Raw genomic sequence first — 12,848 nt, forward strand, 5'->3', positions numbered from 1 at the left:
GGTTTCGGGTCGGGTGGCCGACGGCGTGAGGCTGTGTCAGGACAGCCGGCGCCTGCTCATGCGCGCGTGGCGGTTCCAAGCCAGTCCGCGTCGATCTCGCCCTCGGCCACGATCACCGCCGGGCCGGTCATCTCGATCTCCCCGTCGGGACGCTCGGTGACCACCAGGGTGCCGCCGGGGACGTCCACGGTGTACGTCACCGGGGTGCCGGTGATCGACGGGTCGGCGCCGTCGCGGCGGGCGGTGGCCACGGCGACCGCGCACGCGCCGGTGCCGCACGAGCGGGTCTCGCCGGAGCCGCGCTCGTGTACGCGCAACGCCACGTGCTGAGGGCCGCGGTCGACCACGAACTCGACGTTCACGCCGTCCGGGTAAGCGGAGGCCGGGCTGACGGGCGGCGGCGAGAACAGATCGCCGGCGTCCGCCAGGTCCTCCACGAAGGCGACCGCGTGCGGGTTGCCCATGTTGACGTTGCGCGCGGGCCAGCTGCGCTCGCCGACACTCACGGTGACGTCACCCTCGGGGAGCACCGCCTTGCCCATGCCGACCGTGACGTCACCGTCCTTGGCGATGTGCACGGTCTTCACGCCCCCGCGCGTGGCGACGGCGAGGTCCCCTTCGGTCACGTGTCCGGCGCGCTGGAGGTAGCGGGCGAACACGCGCACGCCGTTGCCGCACATCTCGGCGATCGAGCCGTCGCCGTTGCGGTAGTCCATGAACCACTCGGCCTCGGCCGCCATGCCCTCGGCCTCGGGATGCGCCGCGGACCGCACCACGTGCAGCAATCCGTCACCGCCGATGCCCGCGCGGCGGTCGCACAGGGCGGCGACGACGGCCGAGGGAAGGTCGATGGCGTTCTCGGGGTCCGGGACGATCACGAAGTCGTTCTCGGTGCCGTGACCCTTGAGGAAGGCGATCCGCGTGCTCATGCCCCGATCGTACGGGGCGCTGTGCGAGCAGGGCCGACGAAGGGTGCCGGGGGATCCGGCCGTGCGGCCGTGCGGGCCCGCCGCGGCCGTGTCGCGCAGCTCCCCGCGCCCCTTCGAGGGAGCCCGTTCTCTAGCGGAGCCTCGCCACGCGCCAGACGGCCAGTACGACCACCGCGGCGACCATCACGGCGTACGCGAGGACGACCCGCCAGTCGGGTCTGCGGCCGGAACCCTTGGCCGGCAGACCGGGCCAGGTGTAGCCGACGCGGCGGGCGGCCATCATGCCCCAGCCGGCCGCGGTCGAGCAGATCAAGAGGCCGAGCATGGCGATGACGGCGCCGCTGTCGCCGAAGTCGAAGGCGAGCGGGAACGCGAACATCAGGGAGCCGAGTGCCGCGAGGCCCACGATGGGCGCGAGCTGCCAGATGCGCAGCCGGCGCTGCGGGCGCAGCTCGACCTCGACCTCGTCCGCGAACATCGCGCCGGGCTCGGGTCCGTCGTCGGTCACACCCTGCGTCTCGTCGGGCCCGTCGGAGCTGAGACGGTCGGTCTCCTGCTCCGCCTCGTCCCGGTCCTCCCGGTCGGCGGTGATGTGATCGGTGTTTCGTGCGGTGTCGCGAGGGCCGGCCTCCATCGCCACGCGCCCTCCCAACTAGGACTCAACTCGGTCGATCGAAGCTCGATGATGGCACGCCGTCGCAGGACCGGATGACGGCCTGGGCGTCCCGATGCCATGACGTGATCAGGCTGTAACCGGTCGTTCGACCAAGGACAGCGCGAGCTGCGGAAGTTCTGTGCGATCGGCCGCAGCCCCACTCAACCAGTGCACCCGTGGATCGCGCCTGAACCATGAATCCTGACGGCGCGCGAAGCGCTTGGTGGCACGGACGGTCTCGGTCCGCGCTTCCTCGAGGGTGCACTCCCCGGCGAGCGCCGCGAGCACCTGCTGGTAGCCGAGCGCACGCGAGGCCGTACGCCCTTCGCGCAACCCATGCGCCTCCAGCGCGCGCACCTCGTCGACGAGACCGGCGTCCCACATGCGGTCGACCCGGCGGGCGATGCGCTCGTCCAACTCGGGGCGGGCCACGTCGACGCCGATCTGGACGGTGTCGTAGACCGAGTCGTGACTGGGGAGGTTGGCGGTGAAGGGCTTGCCGGTGATCTCGATCACCTCCAGGGCCCGGACGACCCGGCGGCCGTTGCTCGGCAGGATCGCGCGAGCCGCCTCGGGGTCGGCGGCGGCCAGGCGGGCGTGCAGCGCGCCGGAGCCGCGCAGCGTGAGCTCCTCCTCCAGGCGGGCGCGGACCTCGGGGTCGGTGCCGGGAAACTCCAGGTTGTCGACGGCCCCGCGGACGTACAGACCGGAGCCGCCGACCAGGATCGGCCAGCGTCCCTCGGCGAGCAGCGCATCGATTCGCTCGCGGGCCAGGCGCTGGTACTCGGCGACGGACGCCGTGACGGTCACGTCCCAGAGATCCAGGAGGTGGTGCGCGACGCCGCCGCGTTCCTCGGGCGTCAGCTTGGCGGTGCCGATGTCCATCCCTCGGTAGAGCTGCATGGAGTCGGCGTTGACGACCTCGCCGCCGAGACGCTGGGCCAGGAAGACGCCCAGATCGGACTTTCCGGCCGCGGTTGGGCCGACGACGGCGATGACGCTGGGGGCGGGGGGTGCACTGCTCACGGCCCCAGTCTCGCAAACCTCCCACCCCGCTCTCGAACGAGTTACGTGACGCCACAGCCGCGGGGTCGTTGCCCGTTGCGAGGTTCCTGCCGCCGGATCGCGGAGGCGGTGGCCCGGGCCGCGCAAACTGACGCACCGGGCGACGCGGGATTTCGCCCGCACGAGTAACGTATGGAGTGGATATGGGCGTTTTTGCACGACTTCTTCGGCGGTCGAAGGCCACGGCGGAGGCGCCTGCCGCCGACGCTCAGGCCGACAGGGCGAAGGCCGGGCCCGAGGCGGAGGAGACGGCCAAGGCCGCGGAGTCGAAGGGCGCGGACGGAGCCCCCGAGGGGGACCAGTCGGCCGCCGAGCCGACCACCGAGGTCAGCGAGCCCGAAGGTGTCGACATCCCCAAGCAGCAGTCCACCGACAAGGCGGCCGACAACGAGGCCGGTGAGGGCGCCCGTACGTGACCGCCCCGTGCGAGGGAAGGTGAACCCATGGGTCTCCTGGACAACGTGAAGGCCAAACTGGGCCCGGCCAAGGACAGGGTGTCGGACCTCGCGCAACGGCACGAGGGAAAGATCCATCGCGGCCTCGACAAGGCCGCGCAAGTCGTCGACCAGAGGACCAAGGGCAAGTACAGCGACAGGATCCGGTCCGGCACGAGCCGCGCCAAGGACGCCATGGACCGGCTCGCGCACCAGGGTGACAGCGGACCGTACGCCGGCGGCACGACACCGCCGCCCGGCGCGGGGACCACGCCGCCGGAGGCGGGCCGGAGGGTACCGCCGCGGGACGCGGGCGGCACCCCGCCGCCGGACGACGCGCCACCGCCCGCTTCCTGATCGCACATCGGCACACTGAAGGGCACCTCGGACGGCCGCGGAGCGCTCGCTCCCGGCCGTCCGCCGTTTCCAGCGCCCTGCCGTCCGGTCTACGACCAGGCGGCGACGATGTATCCCACCCCGTACGGCGCATCCTCGTACAGCAGCGATCCGCCGAGGCCCGCGCCCTCGGCCGCACCCGCCAGGACCTGCCAGGGAGACCGGCCGGACACCTTCAGCTCGTGCGCCAGACCGGTGTCCAGCGCGGTGAGGGCGGCCAGGTCCGCCGCGCCGAGCGCCCGTGCGACCTCGGCGTCGAAGGGCGCCGCCCGCTCGTCCAGATAGCCCGGGGCCTTGAGCGTCCGGCAGGCGCTGGCATCACCCATCACCAGCAGCGCGACCCGCTCGGCCCGACCGGCGACGTCCCTCCCGGCCCGGACACACCGTTCGGGCGCGAGCCGCTCCCCCACGCCGAGTCCTTCGACAGGGGCGTCGGACCACCCGGTCCGCTCCAGCAGCCAGGCGGCCACGGTCAGCGAGTACGGCAGCCGCCGCTCCGCCTCCCCGCCCCCGGCCGGTCCCAGCCGTACGTCGAGATCGACGCCGAAGCCGCGGAACGACCCCTGTGTGCCCGCCGGATACGTCTCGGGCCCGGTGCTCTCCCCCGGCCCGACGACCACGAGCCGGTCGGGCCGGGCGGCGGCGAGCACGCCCAGCGCGTCCGCGCAGGCGGCCCGCGCGACGTCCAGCTCCGGGGCAGCGCCCGCGGCGACCTCGGGAACGAGCAGGGGCGGGCAGGGGCAGACAGCGGCGGCGACAAGCATGATCGGCAGGGTAACTCCGGAGTCAGGAGGCAGGCATTCCGCGGGGCGGGCGGTGATCGACCCTCCGGACCGCAGACGGTACGCATCTCGTGCGGCGGAGCGGGTGCCTGCTCAGACGGTGACGGCCCAGACAGTGACGGTCGACGCGAGCGCCTGTCCGCCTGGCACCCGCAGTCTCCTCCGGCTGGGACCGGTCGACGCCCTCTCCTCACGGCTCAGGCGGGCCCCGCCGTACCCTCACGGCTGCCGGCCGGTCCCGCCGTCTCCTCGCGGCTCGGTTCGGCCCCGCCGTCTCCCCCGGAATCAGTCGCAGCCGCAGCCGCTCGTCGCGACCGGCAGCGGCTCCGGGGCGCCGATCTTCGGCAGGCCCAGCATGACGCCGGCCGGCTTGGCCTGCTCGGCCGCGTTCCGCTTCTCCCAGGCGTCGCCCGCGCGCGTGCGGCGCACGTCCAGCACGGGTCCCTCGGCGAGGAGGTGGTGCGGGGCGGCGTAGGTGATTTCGACCGTGACCACGTCACCGGGGCGGACCTCCCGGTCCGGCTTGGTGAAGTGGACGAGGCGGTTGTCGGGGGCGCGGCCGGACAGGCGGTGGGTGGTGTCGTCCTTGCGGCCCTCGCCCTCGGCGACCATCAACTCCAGCGTGCGGCCGACCTGCTTCATGTTCTCCTCCCAGGAGATCTCCTCCTGGAGGGCGACCAGACGCTCGTAGCGCTCCTGGACGACCTTCTTGGGGATCTGGCCTTCCATCTCGGCGGCCGGGGTGCCGGGGCGCTTGGAGTACTGGAAGGTGAAGGCCTGGGCGAAGCGGGCCTCGCGCACCACGTGCAGTGTCTGCTCGAAGTCCTCTTCGGTCTCGCCGGGGAAGCCGACGATGATGTCGGTGCTGATCGCCGCGTGCGGGATGGCGGCTCGGACCTTCTCGATGATCCCCAGGAAGCGCTCCTGGCGGTAGGAGCGGCGCATCGCCTTCAGGACCGGGTCGGAGCCGGACTGCAGCGGCATGTGCAGTTGCGGCATCACGTTCGGCGTCTCGGCCATCGCGGCGATGACGTCGTCGGTGAAGTCGCGAGGGTGAGGCGAGGTGAAGCGGACGCGCTCCAGGCCGTCGATCTTCCCGCAGGCGCGCAGCAGTTTGCTGAAGGCCTCGCGGTCACCGATGTCGGAGCCGTACGCGTTGACGTTCTGCCCGAGCAGCGTGACCTCGCAGACGCCCTCGGCGACCAAGGCCTCGATCTCGGCGAGGATGTCGCCGGGGCGGCGGTCCTTCTCCTTGCCGCGCAGGGCCGGGACGATGCAGAAGGTGCAGGTGTTGTTGCAGCCGACGGAGATGGAGACCCAGGCCGCGTACGCGCTCTCGCGGCGCGTCGGCAGCGTCGAGGGGAACGCCTCCAGCGACTCGGCGATCTCGACCTGCGCCTCCTCCTGCACGCGGGCGCGCTCCAGCAGGGCCGGGAGCTTGCCGATGTTGTGCGTGCCGAAGACGACGTCCACCCAGGGCGCCCTCTTCACGATGGTGTCGCGGTCCTTCTGCGCGAGGCAGCCGCCGACCGCGATCTGCATGCCGGGGCGGCCGGCCTTCTTCGGCGCGAGGTGGCCGAGGTTGCCGTACAGCTTGTTGTCGGCGTTCTCCCGCACGGCGCAGGTGTTGAACACCACCACGTCGGCCTCGCCGTCGGCGTTCTCGGGGGCGCGGACGTAGCCCGCGTCCTCCAGCAGTCCGGCCAATCGCTCGGAGTCGTGGACGTTCATCTGGCACCCGTAGGTGCGTACCTCATATGTGCGCGTGCCGCCCACTGTCTGGCTCCGGTCGATGCTGCTCATGGGGACAAGGGTAGGCGGTCGCCGGAAGTGACTCGGTCGCCTGTGGACAACCGGGTTCCCGAGCTCACGGCTCGATCAGGCCGGCTCTGATCGCGTACCGGGTCAGCTCCAGGCAGTCGCGCACGCCGAGCTTCCGGAGGAGGTTGGCGCGGTGGCATTCGACCGTCTTGAGCACTGAGGAAAAGGAGTTCGCCGATCCATGGCTCGTGAACTCGCCGGCGAGCGAGCGCAGGGCGCTGGTCAGCCCGTGCGCTCGAGGACACAGGGGCGCAGTCGGCGGGCGATCCGGCGGATCTCGTCCAGGCCGGCCCGGGTCGCCTCCCGCGCCTGGCCCACCTCCTCGCGCAGTTTCTCGGGCGCCCGGTCGGCGACGCTTTGAGTGGGAGCAGGACGGCGGTCAGGGTCTGCCCGAGCTCGTCGTGGAGTTCCCGGGCGATCCGGTGCCGTTCGCTCTCCTGCGCGGACAGTGCCCGGGCGGCGCCCGCGGCCCGCTCGGCCTCCAGCCGGTCGAGCATCGTGTTGTACGTCGTGATCAGCCCGGCCGCCCCAGCCGGGCCGCTCACCACCGGCCGGGAGCCCGGGCGCAGCAGGTCCGCGGTGGTCATGGCCCGGTCCAGCCGTTGCAGGGGTACGAGGCCGAAGCGCAGCCCGAGCGCGTTGCCGGCGAGCAGCGTCATCAGGCCGCAGAGCAGGACCAGCGCCTCGCCGGGCAGGACGGGGGTGGACACGGTGACCGGGCCGAGCAGCAACGCGGTGGCCCCGAAAGGCCCGCGGCGTTGAGTGAGAAGATCCGCCAGGACAACGACACGTTCCCGGCTCCGCTCCTTCCGGCCCTCGGGTATGACACAGCCCGCTCCACCCTCTCCGCGACCGGCCGCCGCGTATATCCGTCACGACACCCATGTCGTCGCGGTACGGCCGGATGGCAGCATGCGGAGGTGACTCGATCCGATGATCGCCACGGTTCACCGGACCTTCAAGAGCACGACGAACACGACGAACACGACGGACAAGGGGAAGCAACGTGTCAGCTCCGCGCCTGAGGGCGACGCCGCTGCCGGGTATCGGGGTCCAGTACGACCTGGAGACCCGGGAACACCGCCATCTGTCGGTGGTGGCGCACCGCGACGGCACGCGCACGGTGAACGTGTACCGGGCCGACGACCCCGACTCCTGCGCGCAGTCGCTGCGGCTGACCGGCTCGGAGGCCGGTTCGCTGATCGACGCGCTGAAGCCGTCCCACCACAGCCCGAGCCTGCTGTACACGACGGATCTGGGGCTGGTCGCCGAGCGGATCGAGGTGGCCGCGACCTCGCGATGGAACGGGCGGGTGCTGGGCGACACGCGGATGCGCACGGACACGGGCGCGTCGGTGGTGGCGGTGCTGCGGCGGGCCGAGGCGATCCCGTCGCCCGCGCCGGACTTCCGGCTGGCGGGCGGTGACACTCTGATCGTCGTCGGGACGCGTGAGGGCGTCGACGCGGCCGCGGCGATACTCGAGCGGGAGTGAGCCGGTGCACTCCGCGGTCCTGCTGATCGAGTTCGGCTCCATCATTCTCGGCCTCGGCCTGCTCGGCCGGTTCGCCGCCCGTTTCCGGCTTTCGCCGATACCGCTGTACCTCCTGGCCGGTCTGGCGTTCGGCGAAGGGGGTCTGCTGCCGCTCGGGGCGAGCGAGGAGTTCGTCGCCACGGGCGCCGAGATCGGCGTCATCCTGCTCCTGCTGATGCTGGGCCTGGAGTACACGGCGAGCGATCTGGTCTCCAACCTCAAGACGCACTACCCGTCCGGTCTGGTCGACTGCGCGCTCAACGCGCTGCCGGGGGCGGCGGTGGCGCTGCTGCTCGGCTGGGGGCCGGTGGCCGCCGTGGTCCTGGCCGGTGTCACCTGGATCTCGTCATCGGGCGTGATCGCGAAGGTGCTCGGCGATCTGGGCCGGGTCGGCAACCGCGAGACGCCCGTGGTCCTCAGCGTGCTGGTGCTGGAGGACCTGGCGATGGCCGTGTACCTGCCCATCGTCACGGCACTGGTGGCGGGGGCCGGGCTGCTGGCCGGCAGTCTCACCCTGGCGATCGCGCTGGGCGCGGCCGGGCTCGTGCTGTTCCTGGCCGTGCGCTACGGCAGGGTCATCTCGCGCTTCGTCTCCAGCGACGACCCGGAGAAACTGCTGCTGGTCGTGCTGGGCCTGACGATCCTGGTCGCGGGTGTGGCCCAGCAGTTGCAGGTGTCGGCGGCGGTGGGGGCCTTTCTGGTGGGCATCGCGCTGTCCGGTGAGGTGGCGGAGGGTGCGCACACCCTGCTGAGTCCGCTGCGTGACCTGTTCGCGGCGATCTTCTTCGTCTTCTTCGGGCTGCACACGGACCCGTCGAGCATCCCGCCCGTGCTACTGCCCGCCCTCGGACTGGCCGTCGTCACCGCGCTGACGAAGATCGCCACCGGGTACTGGGCGGCCCGGCGGGCCGGGATCTCCGTCAAGGGCCGCTGGCGGGCGGGCGGCGCACTGGTGGCCCGTGGCGAGTTCTCCATCGTCATCGCGGGCCTCGCGGTCGCGGCCGGAGTCGAGCCTTCCCTCGGACCGCTGGCCACGGCGTACGTCCTCATCCTGGTGGTCCTGGGCCCGCTCACCGCGCGCTACACCGAGCCGGTGGCGTCCTGGTGGGTTCGGCGCCGCGAGCCCCGCCGGCCGGAGCCCACGCCCCGGACGACGGAGGTGGAGGCACCGGTCGCCGACTGAGGGAGGAACCAGGTGGTGCGGGTCGGTCGCCGCCGACCAGGTGGCTGGCCCGAGCCCGGTCCCGCAGCCCCGGCCCCGGGAAACGGACTCGGCCCGACTTTTGGGCTGCTTCGCCCCCGCTTCCTGCAGGTGCGAGGCGACGACGGTGACGCGGGAGAAGTGCAGGCGGTGTGCCGCCCGAAGCCGGTCCAGCAGCATCCGCTGGCAGTCGGCTCACCCCCGGCCAGGTGCCCCGGTCGGATCCCCGTCCGGGTCGGTCGTCCCCCAACCTCATGCGGGAGCCCGGGTCAGTCGCCCCCGCCCGGCACCCACCCCTGCCTCCTCAGCACCCCCGGCACATCCGGCGCCTCGTAGTGCTCTCCCTTGAGGACCTTGCCGTCCTCGCGGCGGGAGACGGTGCCGTCCGGGCCGATCTTGGTCATGTTGGAGCGGTGGATCTCGGCCAGGACGGCGTCGAGGTCGATGCCGTGGACCAGAGCGGTGCCGTAAGCGACGTAGACCACGTCCGCCAGCTCGTGGGCGAGCCGGTCGAGCGGGCCCTTCACCGCCACCTCGGCGACCTCCGCGGCCTCCTCCGCGAGGAGTTCGCCCCGGTGGGCGGCGAGTGCCGGGGAGACCTCCGTCGGGGTGCTGCGGGCGTCCAGGCCGAAGGCCAGGTGGAATTCTCGGACCAGGTCAGCGGGCGAGGAGCTCATGGGGGCGACTGTAGTGGCCGGCACTGACACTCCTGACCGCCCGGATGCGGACCCCTCCCCTGGTCAGGCGGGCACAACGGCTGGCAGGATCTCGCGCATGTCCCAGACGTTCCCCCGTATCGGCAGGCGCCGTGCCATGCAGGGCGGCACCGCCGCTCTCCTGGTCCTCGGACTGCTGCTGTGGTGGCTGCGCCCCTGGGCCGAGGAGCCGCCGGGCGGGACGATCACCTTCAGCACGGGCACGCGTGCGGGGGTGTACCACGAGTACGGCGAGCTGCTGCGCATCGAGATCGCCAAGGACATGCCCGACCTGAAGGTGCGGTTGCTGACCAGTGCCGGTTCTCAGGAGAACGTCGCGGATGTGGCGACGGGCAAGGCCGACTTCGCGATCGCCGCGGCCGACGCGGTCGCCACGTACATGCTCGACAACAGTGCGGGAGCCGACCGGCTGCGCGGTGTCGCGCGCCTGTACGACGACTATGTGCAGCTCGTCGTGCCGCCGGACTCGGACATCCGCTCCATCGCGGACCTGCGGGGCAAGCGGGTGGCCATAGGACTGCCGAACTCCGGCGTACGGCTGATCGCGAACGGCGTGCTCAAGGCGGCCGGCATCGACCCGAAGAAGGACATCAAGCCGTCGTCGGACGGCATCGACACCGGGCCCAAGCGGCTCGGGCACGGCCTCGACGCGTTCTTCTGGTCGGGCGGGCTGCCCACGGACGGGTTGAGCCGGCCGGCCAAGAAATCGGCGTCGGCCTTCCGGTTCGTGCCGATCGATGCCGGGCTCGTGGCCAAGCTGCACGACCAGGGCGGTGCCACGCGCTACTACCGCGCCACCAAGATGCCGGAGTCCGCCTACCCCACCATCCAGCGCGGCGACCCGGTGCCGACCCTGGCGGTGTCCAACCTGCTGGTCACGCGCAGCGACATGGACCCGCGGCTCACCGAGTGGCTGACCCGTACGGTGCTCGACAGCCGGGACGGCATCGGCGCGACCGTGCACTCCGCCCAGCTGGTCGACGTCCGCACGGCGATCTACACCGATCCGCTCCAGCTGCACGTCGGCGCCCAGCGGTACTACCAGTCGGTCAAGCCGTAGGCGCTGACCTGGGCACTCGCACCGTCACTCGCAGCCCGTGCGGCTCGTGATGGTCGTAGGCGATCGAGCCGCCGCCCGCCGCGAGCAGCGCCCGTGAGATGGACAGGCCGAGGCCGGAGCCCTTGATGTTCTGGTGGCGGCCGCTGCGCCAGAAACGGTCGCCGATGCGGGCGAGTTCCTCGTCGGTGAGGCCGGGGCCGTTGTCGCTGACGACGACGGTGGAGGTGGCGCCATAGGAAGCGACGCTCACCTCGACCGTCTCGCCCTCGGGTGTGAACTTGACGGCGTTGTCGATGATCGCGTCCAGTGCGCTGGAGAGCGCGACCGGGTCGGTCCACGCGGTCGTCGGCGGGCAGTCGCCCGCCAGGCGTACGCCCTTGGCGTCGGCGGTCGGGGACCAGGCCGCGAGGCGTTCGGCGGCGAGCTCACCGATGTCCGTGATCCTCAGATCGGCCTCGGTGTGCTCGGCCAGCGCCAGGTCGAGCAGATCGTCCAGGACCTGTGCGAGGCGCTTGCCCTCGGCCTGGACCGAGGCGATCTCCTTGTTGCCCTCGGGCAGCTCGAAGGAGAGCAGCTCGATGCGCAGCAGCAGTGCCGCGAGGGGGTTGCGCAGTTGGTGCGAGGCGTCGGCGACGAAGGCGCGCTGCTGCTCCAGCACGTCCTCTACGTTGTCCGCCATCTCGTTGAACGACCGGGCCAGGCGCCGCAGTTCCGGCGGCCCACCGGCGGCGGCGACCCGGGACTTGAGCCGCCCGGTGGCGATGTCGTGGGTGGTGGCGTCCAGGACCCGTACGGGCTTGAGCACCCAGCCGGTCAGCCGCAGGGCGGCGCCGACGGCCAGCAGCATCGCGGCGGACTCCCCCGCGCCGATGACCAGCCAGCCGTGCAGCGTGCGCGAACGCATCTGCCCGGTGGGCGAGTCGGTGACGACGACCGCGACGACATCGCCGTCCCGGATGACCGGCGAGGCGACCACGAGGTTGCGGCGCTGCCAGGGCCACACCTGCTTCGGGTCGTGGCTGCGCCGGCTGAGCTTCGCCTCTTCGAAGGCGTCGCGTACCTCGCCCTCCTTGGGCAGGGACCATCTGGCCGGTGCGTGGGCCATGGCGGTGCCGGTGCGGTAGAAGACGCCGGAGCGGATGCCGTAGACCTCGTAGTAGCTGCGGAGCTCGCTGCTGAGGGTGGCCAGGCGCTCGTTCTCGAACGCGCCGGTGGTCCCGTCGGGCGAGTCGGTGACGAACTGGGCGAGGGCCGCGAAGCGTGCCGTGTCGTCGATCCGGTCGACGACGACCTTCTGCTGTTGCGCGCCGGCGAGGCTGACGGCGAGCGGGATGCCGAGCGCGAGGAGCACGGCCGCCATCAGGATGATGAGCAGCGGGAGCAGACGAGTGCGCACCCGGCCCCGCTACCCGGCAGGCGCGACGAGCCGGTAGCCGACCCCGCGCACGGTCTCGATGAGGGCGGGCATGCGCAGCTTGGCGCGCAGGGACGCGACGTGCACCTCCAACGTGCGCCCGGTCCCCTCCCAGCTGGTCCGCCACACCTCGCTGATGATCTGCTCCCGGCGGAAGACCACCCCGGGCCGCTGCGCGAGCAGGGCCAGCAGGTCGAACTCCTTGCGGGTCAGCTGGACCACCGCCCCGTCCACACTGACCCGGCGCGTCGGCAGCTCTATGTGCACGGGGCCGAGCCGCAGCTCGGTCTCGATGCCACTGGAGGTGTCCTCGTGGGAGGTACGCCGGCTCACGGCGTGGATGCGGGCGAGCAACTCCCCGGTGTCGTAGGGCTTCACCACGTAGTCGTCGGCGCCGAGGTTGAGGCCGTGGATGCGTGAACGCACGTCGGACCGCGCGGTGACCATGATCACCGGGGTGCTGGTCCGCTTGCGGATCTTGCCGCAGACCTCGTATCCGTCCTGGTCGGGCAGGCCGAGGTCGAGGAGGACCACGCCGAAGCAGTCGCCCTCGGGTACCAGTGCCTGGAGGGCCTCCTCACCGCTGCGCGCGTGCGTGACGTCGAAGCCGTGCCGTGCCAGGACCGCCGCCAGGGCGGCGGCGACGTGGTTGTCGTCCTCGACGAGCAGCAGCCTCACCCGGACCCCCTTCGGTTCACTGGCCGTACGATCTAGATGTGTACAAAAACGCGTGCACGCGCGCGCGTGCACCTTGTGCAGTCACGCTGATGGATGAGGACGGCGTCAAGAGGGTTCCGGTTGCGGAGAGCTTCCGTTACCCGGCTGGTATGAGCGCTGCTCATAA

At 71.8% G+C, this 12,848-nt stretch carries 13 protein-coding genes and 3 pseudogenes; 5 read left to right on the forward strand and 11 right to left on the reverse strand.

Annotation, left to right across the window (positions count from 1 at the left end):
• Window positions 1-56 precede the first annotated feature (56 nt).
• The 3 genes from dapF to miaA all read right to left on the reverse strand — a co-directional run bounded on the left by dapF (window position 57) and on the right by miaA (window position 2,610).
• On the reverse strand, window positions 57-929 hold the full coding sequence (gene dapF, locus ACWD1U_RS32785) for a diaminopimelate epimerase (RefSeq protein ID WP_451113002.1): 873 nt from the start codon (window positions 927-929) through the stop codon (window positions 57-59).
• A gap of 130 nt (window positions 930-1,059) precedes the next feature.
• Window positions 1,060-1,563 (reverse strand): hypothetical protein, encoded by a 504-nt coding sequence (locus tag ACWD1U_RS32790; RefSeq protein ID WP_451113040.1) that lies wholly within the window; start codon window positions 1,561-1,563, stop codon window positions 1,060-1,062.
• A 108-nt stretch (window positions 1,564-1,671) separates the two neighbouring features.
• Window positions 1,672-2,610, reverse strand: a complete 939-nt coding sequence (miaA, locus tag ACWD1U_RS32795) for a tRNA (adenosine(37)-N6)-dimethylallyltransferase MiaA (protein WP_451113003.1) — start codon at window positions 2,608-2,610, stop codon at window positions 1,672-1,674.
• Between the two features lie 182 nt (window positions 2,611-2,792).
• Between miaA and ACWD1U_RS32800 the strand changes: the two genes are divergently transcribed.
• Both ACWD1U_RS32800 and ACWD1U_RS32805 read left to right on the forward strand, forming a co-directional pair.
• On the forward strand, window positions 2,793-3,065 hold the full coding sequence (locus ACWD1U_RS32800; RefSeq protein WP_451113004.1) for a hypothetical protein: 273 nt from the start codon (window positions 2,793-2,795) through the stop codon (window positions 3,063-3,065).
• Window positions 3,066-3,092: 27 nt separating this feature from the next.
• Window positions 3,093-3,440, forward strand: a complete 348-nt coding sequence (locus ACWD1U_RS32805; protein ID WP_451113005.1) for an antitoxin — start codon at window positions 3,093-3,095, stop codon at window positions 3,438-3,440.
• Window positions 3,441-3,529: 89 nt separating this feature from the next.
• Here ACWD1U_RS32805 and ACWD1U_RS32810 read toward each other — a convergent pair whose 3' ends face one another.
• The 4 genes and pseudogenes from ACWD1U_RS32810 to ACWD1U_RS32825 form a co-directional block, all read right to left on the reverse strand.
• Complete coding sequence (locus tag ACWD1U_RS32810; RefSeq protein ID WP_451113006.1) at window positions 3,530-4,243, reverse strand: class III extradiol dioxygenase subunit B-like domain-containing protein; 714 nt, start codon at window positions 4,241-4,243, stop codon at window positions 3,530-3,532.
• A 303-nt stretch (window positions 4,244-4,546) separates the two neighbouring features.
• Complete coding sequence (gene miaB, locus ACWD1U_RS32815; protein ID WP_451113007.1) at window positions 4,547-6,064, reverse strand: tRNA (N6-isopentenyl adenosine(37)-C2)-methylthiotransferase MiaB; 1,518 nt, start codon at window positions 6,062-6,064, stop codon at window positions 4,547-4,549.
• Window positions 6,065-6,128: 64 nt separating this feature from the next.
• Window positions 6,129-6,236, reverse strand: a pseudogene (locus tag ACWD1U_RS32820) (LuxR C-terminal-related transcriptional regulator); the annotation flags it as partial.
• A gap of 24 nt (window positions 6,237-6,260) precedes the next feature.
• Window positions 6,261-6,872 (reverse strand): annotated as a pseudogene (locus tag ACWD1U_RS32825) (sensor histidine kinase); the annotation flags it as partial.
• Between the two features lie 216 nt (window positions 6,873-7,088).
• Between ACWD1U_RS32825 and ACWD1U_RS32830 the strand changes: the two are divergent.
• Both ACWD1U_RS32830 and ACWD1U_RS32835 read left to right on the forward strand, forming a co-directional pair.
• Window positions 7,089-7,574: a cation:proton antiporter regulatory subunit gene (locus ACWD1U_RS32830; protein ID WP_451113008.1), complete on the forward strand. Its 486-nt coding sequence runs from the start codon at window positions 7,089-7,091 to the stop codon at window positions 7,572-7,574.
• Between the two features lie 4 nt (window positions 7,575-7,578).
• The gene (locus ACWD1U_RS32835; protein WP_451113009.1) at window positions 7,579-8,796 is read left to right on the forward strand and encodes a cation:proton antiporter; all 1,218 of its coding nucleotides are present in this window, start codon (window positions 7,579-7,581) and stop codon (window positions 8,794-8,796) included.
• An 83-nt stretch (window positions 8,797-8,879) separates the two neighbouring features.
• Here the strand turns inward: ACWD1U_RS32835 and ACWD1U_RS32840 are convergent.
• Window positions 8,880-9,006, reverse strand: a pseudogene (locus tag ACWD1U_RS32840) (IS5/IS1182 family transposase); the annotation flags it as partial.
• Between the two features lie 77 nt (window positions 9,007-9,083).
• A complete protein-coding gene (locus tag ACWD1U_RS32845; protein WP_451113010.1) occupies window positions 9,084-9,491 on the reverse strand; it encodes a pyrophosphohydrolase domain-containing protein in 408 nt (135 codons plus the stop codon).
• Window positions 9,492-9,588: 97 nt separating this feature from the next.
• Between ACWD1U_RS32845 and ACWD1U_RS32850 the strand changes: the two genes are divergently transcribed.
• Window positions 9,589-10,590 carry a TAXI family TRAP transporter solute-binding subunit gene (locus ACWD1U_RS32850; RefSeq protein WP_451113011.1) on the forward strand — a complete coding sequence of 334 codons (1,002 nt, stop codon included), beginning with the start codon at window positions 9,589-9,591 and terminating at the stop codon, window positions 10,588-10,590.
• On the opposite strand, the gene ACWD1U_RS32855 is transcribed toward ACWD1U_RS32850, so the two are convergent.
• Together ACWD1U_RS32855 and ACWD1U_RS32860 are read right to left on the reverse strand one after the other, a co-directional pair.
• A complete protein-coding gene (locus tag ACWD1U_RS32855) occupies window positions 10,580-11,986 on the reverse strand; it encodes an ATP-binding protein (protein WP_451113012.1) in 1,407 nt (468 codons plus the stop codon). The two genes, ACWD1U_RS32850 and ACWD1U_RS32855, sit on opposite strands and share 11 nt — an antisense overlap.
• Before the next feature lie 9 nt (window positions 11,987-11,995).
• Window positions 11,996-12,682 carry a response regulator transcription factor gene (locus tag ACWD1U_RS32860; protein WP_451113013.1) on the reverse strand — a complete coding sequence of 229 codons (687 nt, stop codon included), beginning with the start codon at window positions 12,680-12,682 and terminating at the stop codon, window positions 11,996-11,998.
• Window positions 12,683-12,848: the final 166 nt, after the last annotated feature.

Source organism: Streptomyces sp. NPDC002788, assembly GCF_053592115.1.

What these genes read in the sequence shown, in the direction of transcription:
- dapF (WP_451113002.1), bottom strand. Translation starts at nt 929, where the DNA reads ATGAGCACGCGGATCGCCTTCCTCAAGGGTCACGGCACCGAGAACGAC.
- ACWD1U_RS32790 (WP_451113040.1), bottom strand. Translation starts at nt 1,563, where the DNA reads ATGGAGGCCGGCCCTCGCGACACCGCACGAAACACCGATCACATCACC.
- ACWD1U_RS32800 (WP_451113004.1), top strand. Translation starts at nt 2,793, where the DNA reads ATGGGCGTTTTTGCACGACTTCTTCGGCGGTCGAAGGCCACGGCGGAG.
- ACWD1U_RS32805 (WP_451113005.1), top strand. Translation starts at nt 3,093, where the DNA reads ATGGGTCTCCTGGACAACGTGAAGGCCAAACTGGGCCCGGCCAAGGAC.
- ACWD1U_RS32810 (WP_451113006.1), bottom strand. Translation starts at nt 4,243, where the DNA reads ATGCTTGTCGCCGCCGCTGTCTGCCCCTGCCCGCCCCTGCTCGTTCCC.
- miaB (WP_451113007.1), bottom strand. Translation starts at nt 6,064, where the DNA reads ATGAGCAGCATCGACCGGAGCCAGACAGTGGGCGGCACGCGCACATAT.
- ACWD1U_RS32845 (WP_451113010.1), bottom strand. Translation starts at nt 9,491, where the DNA reads ATGAGCTCCTCGCCCGCTGACCTGGTCCGAGAATTCCACCTGGCCTTC.
- ACWD1U_RS32850 (WP_451113011.1), top strand. Translation starts at nt 9,589, where the DNA reads ATGTCCCAGACGTTCCCCCGTATCGGCAGGCGCCGTGCCATGCAGGGC.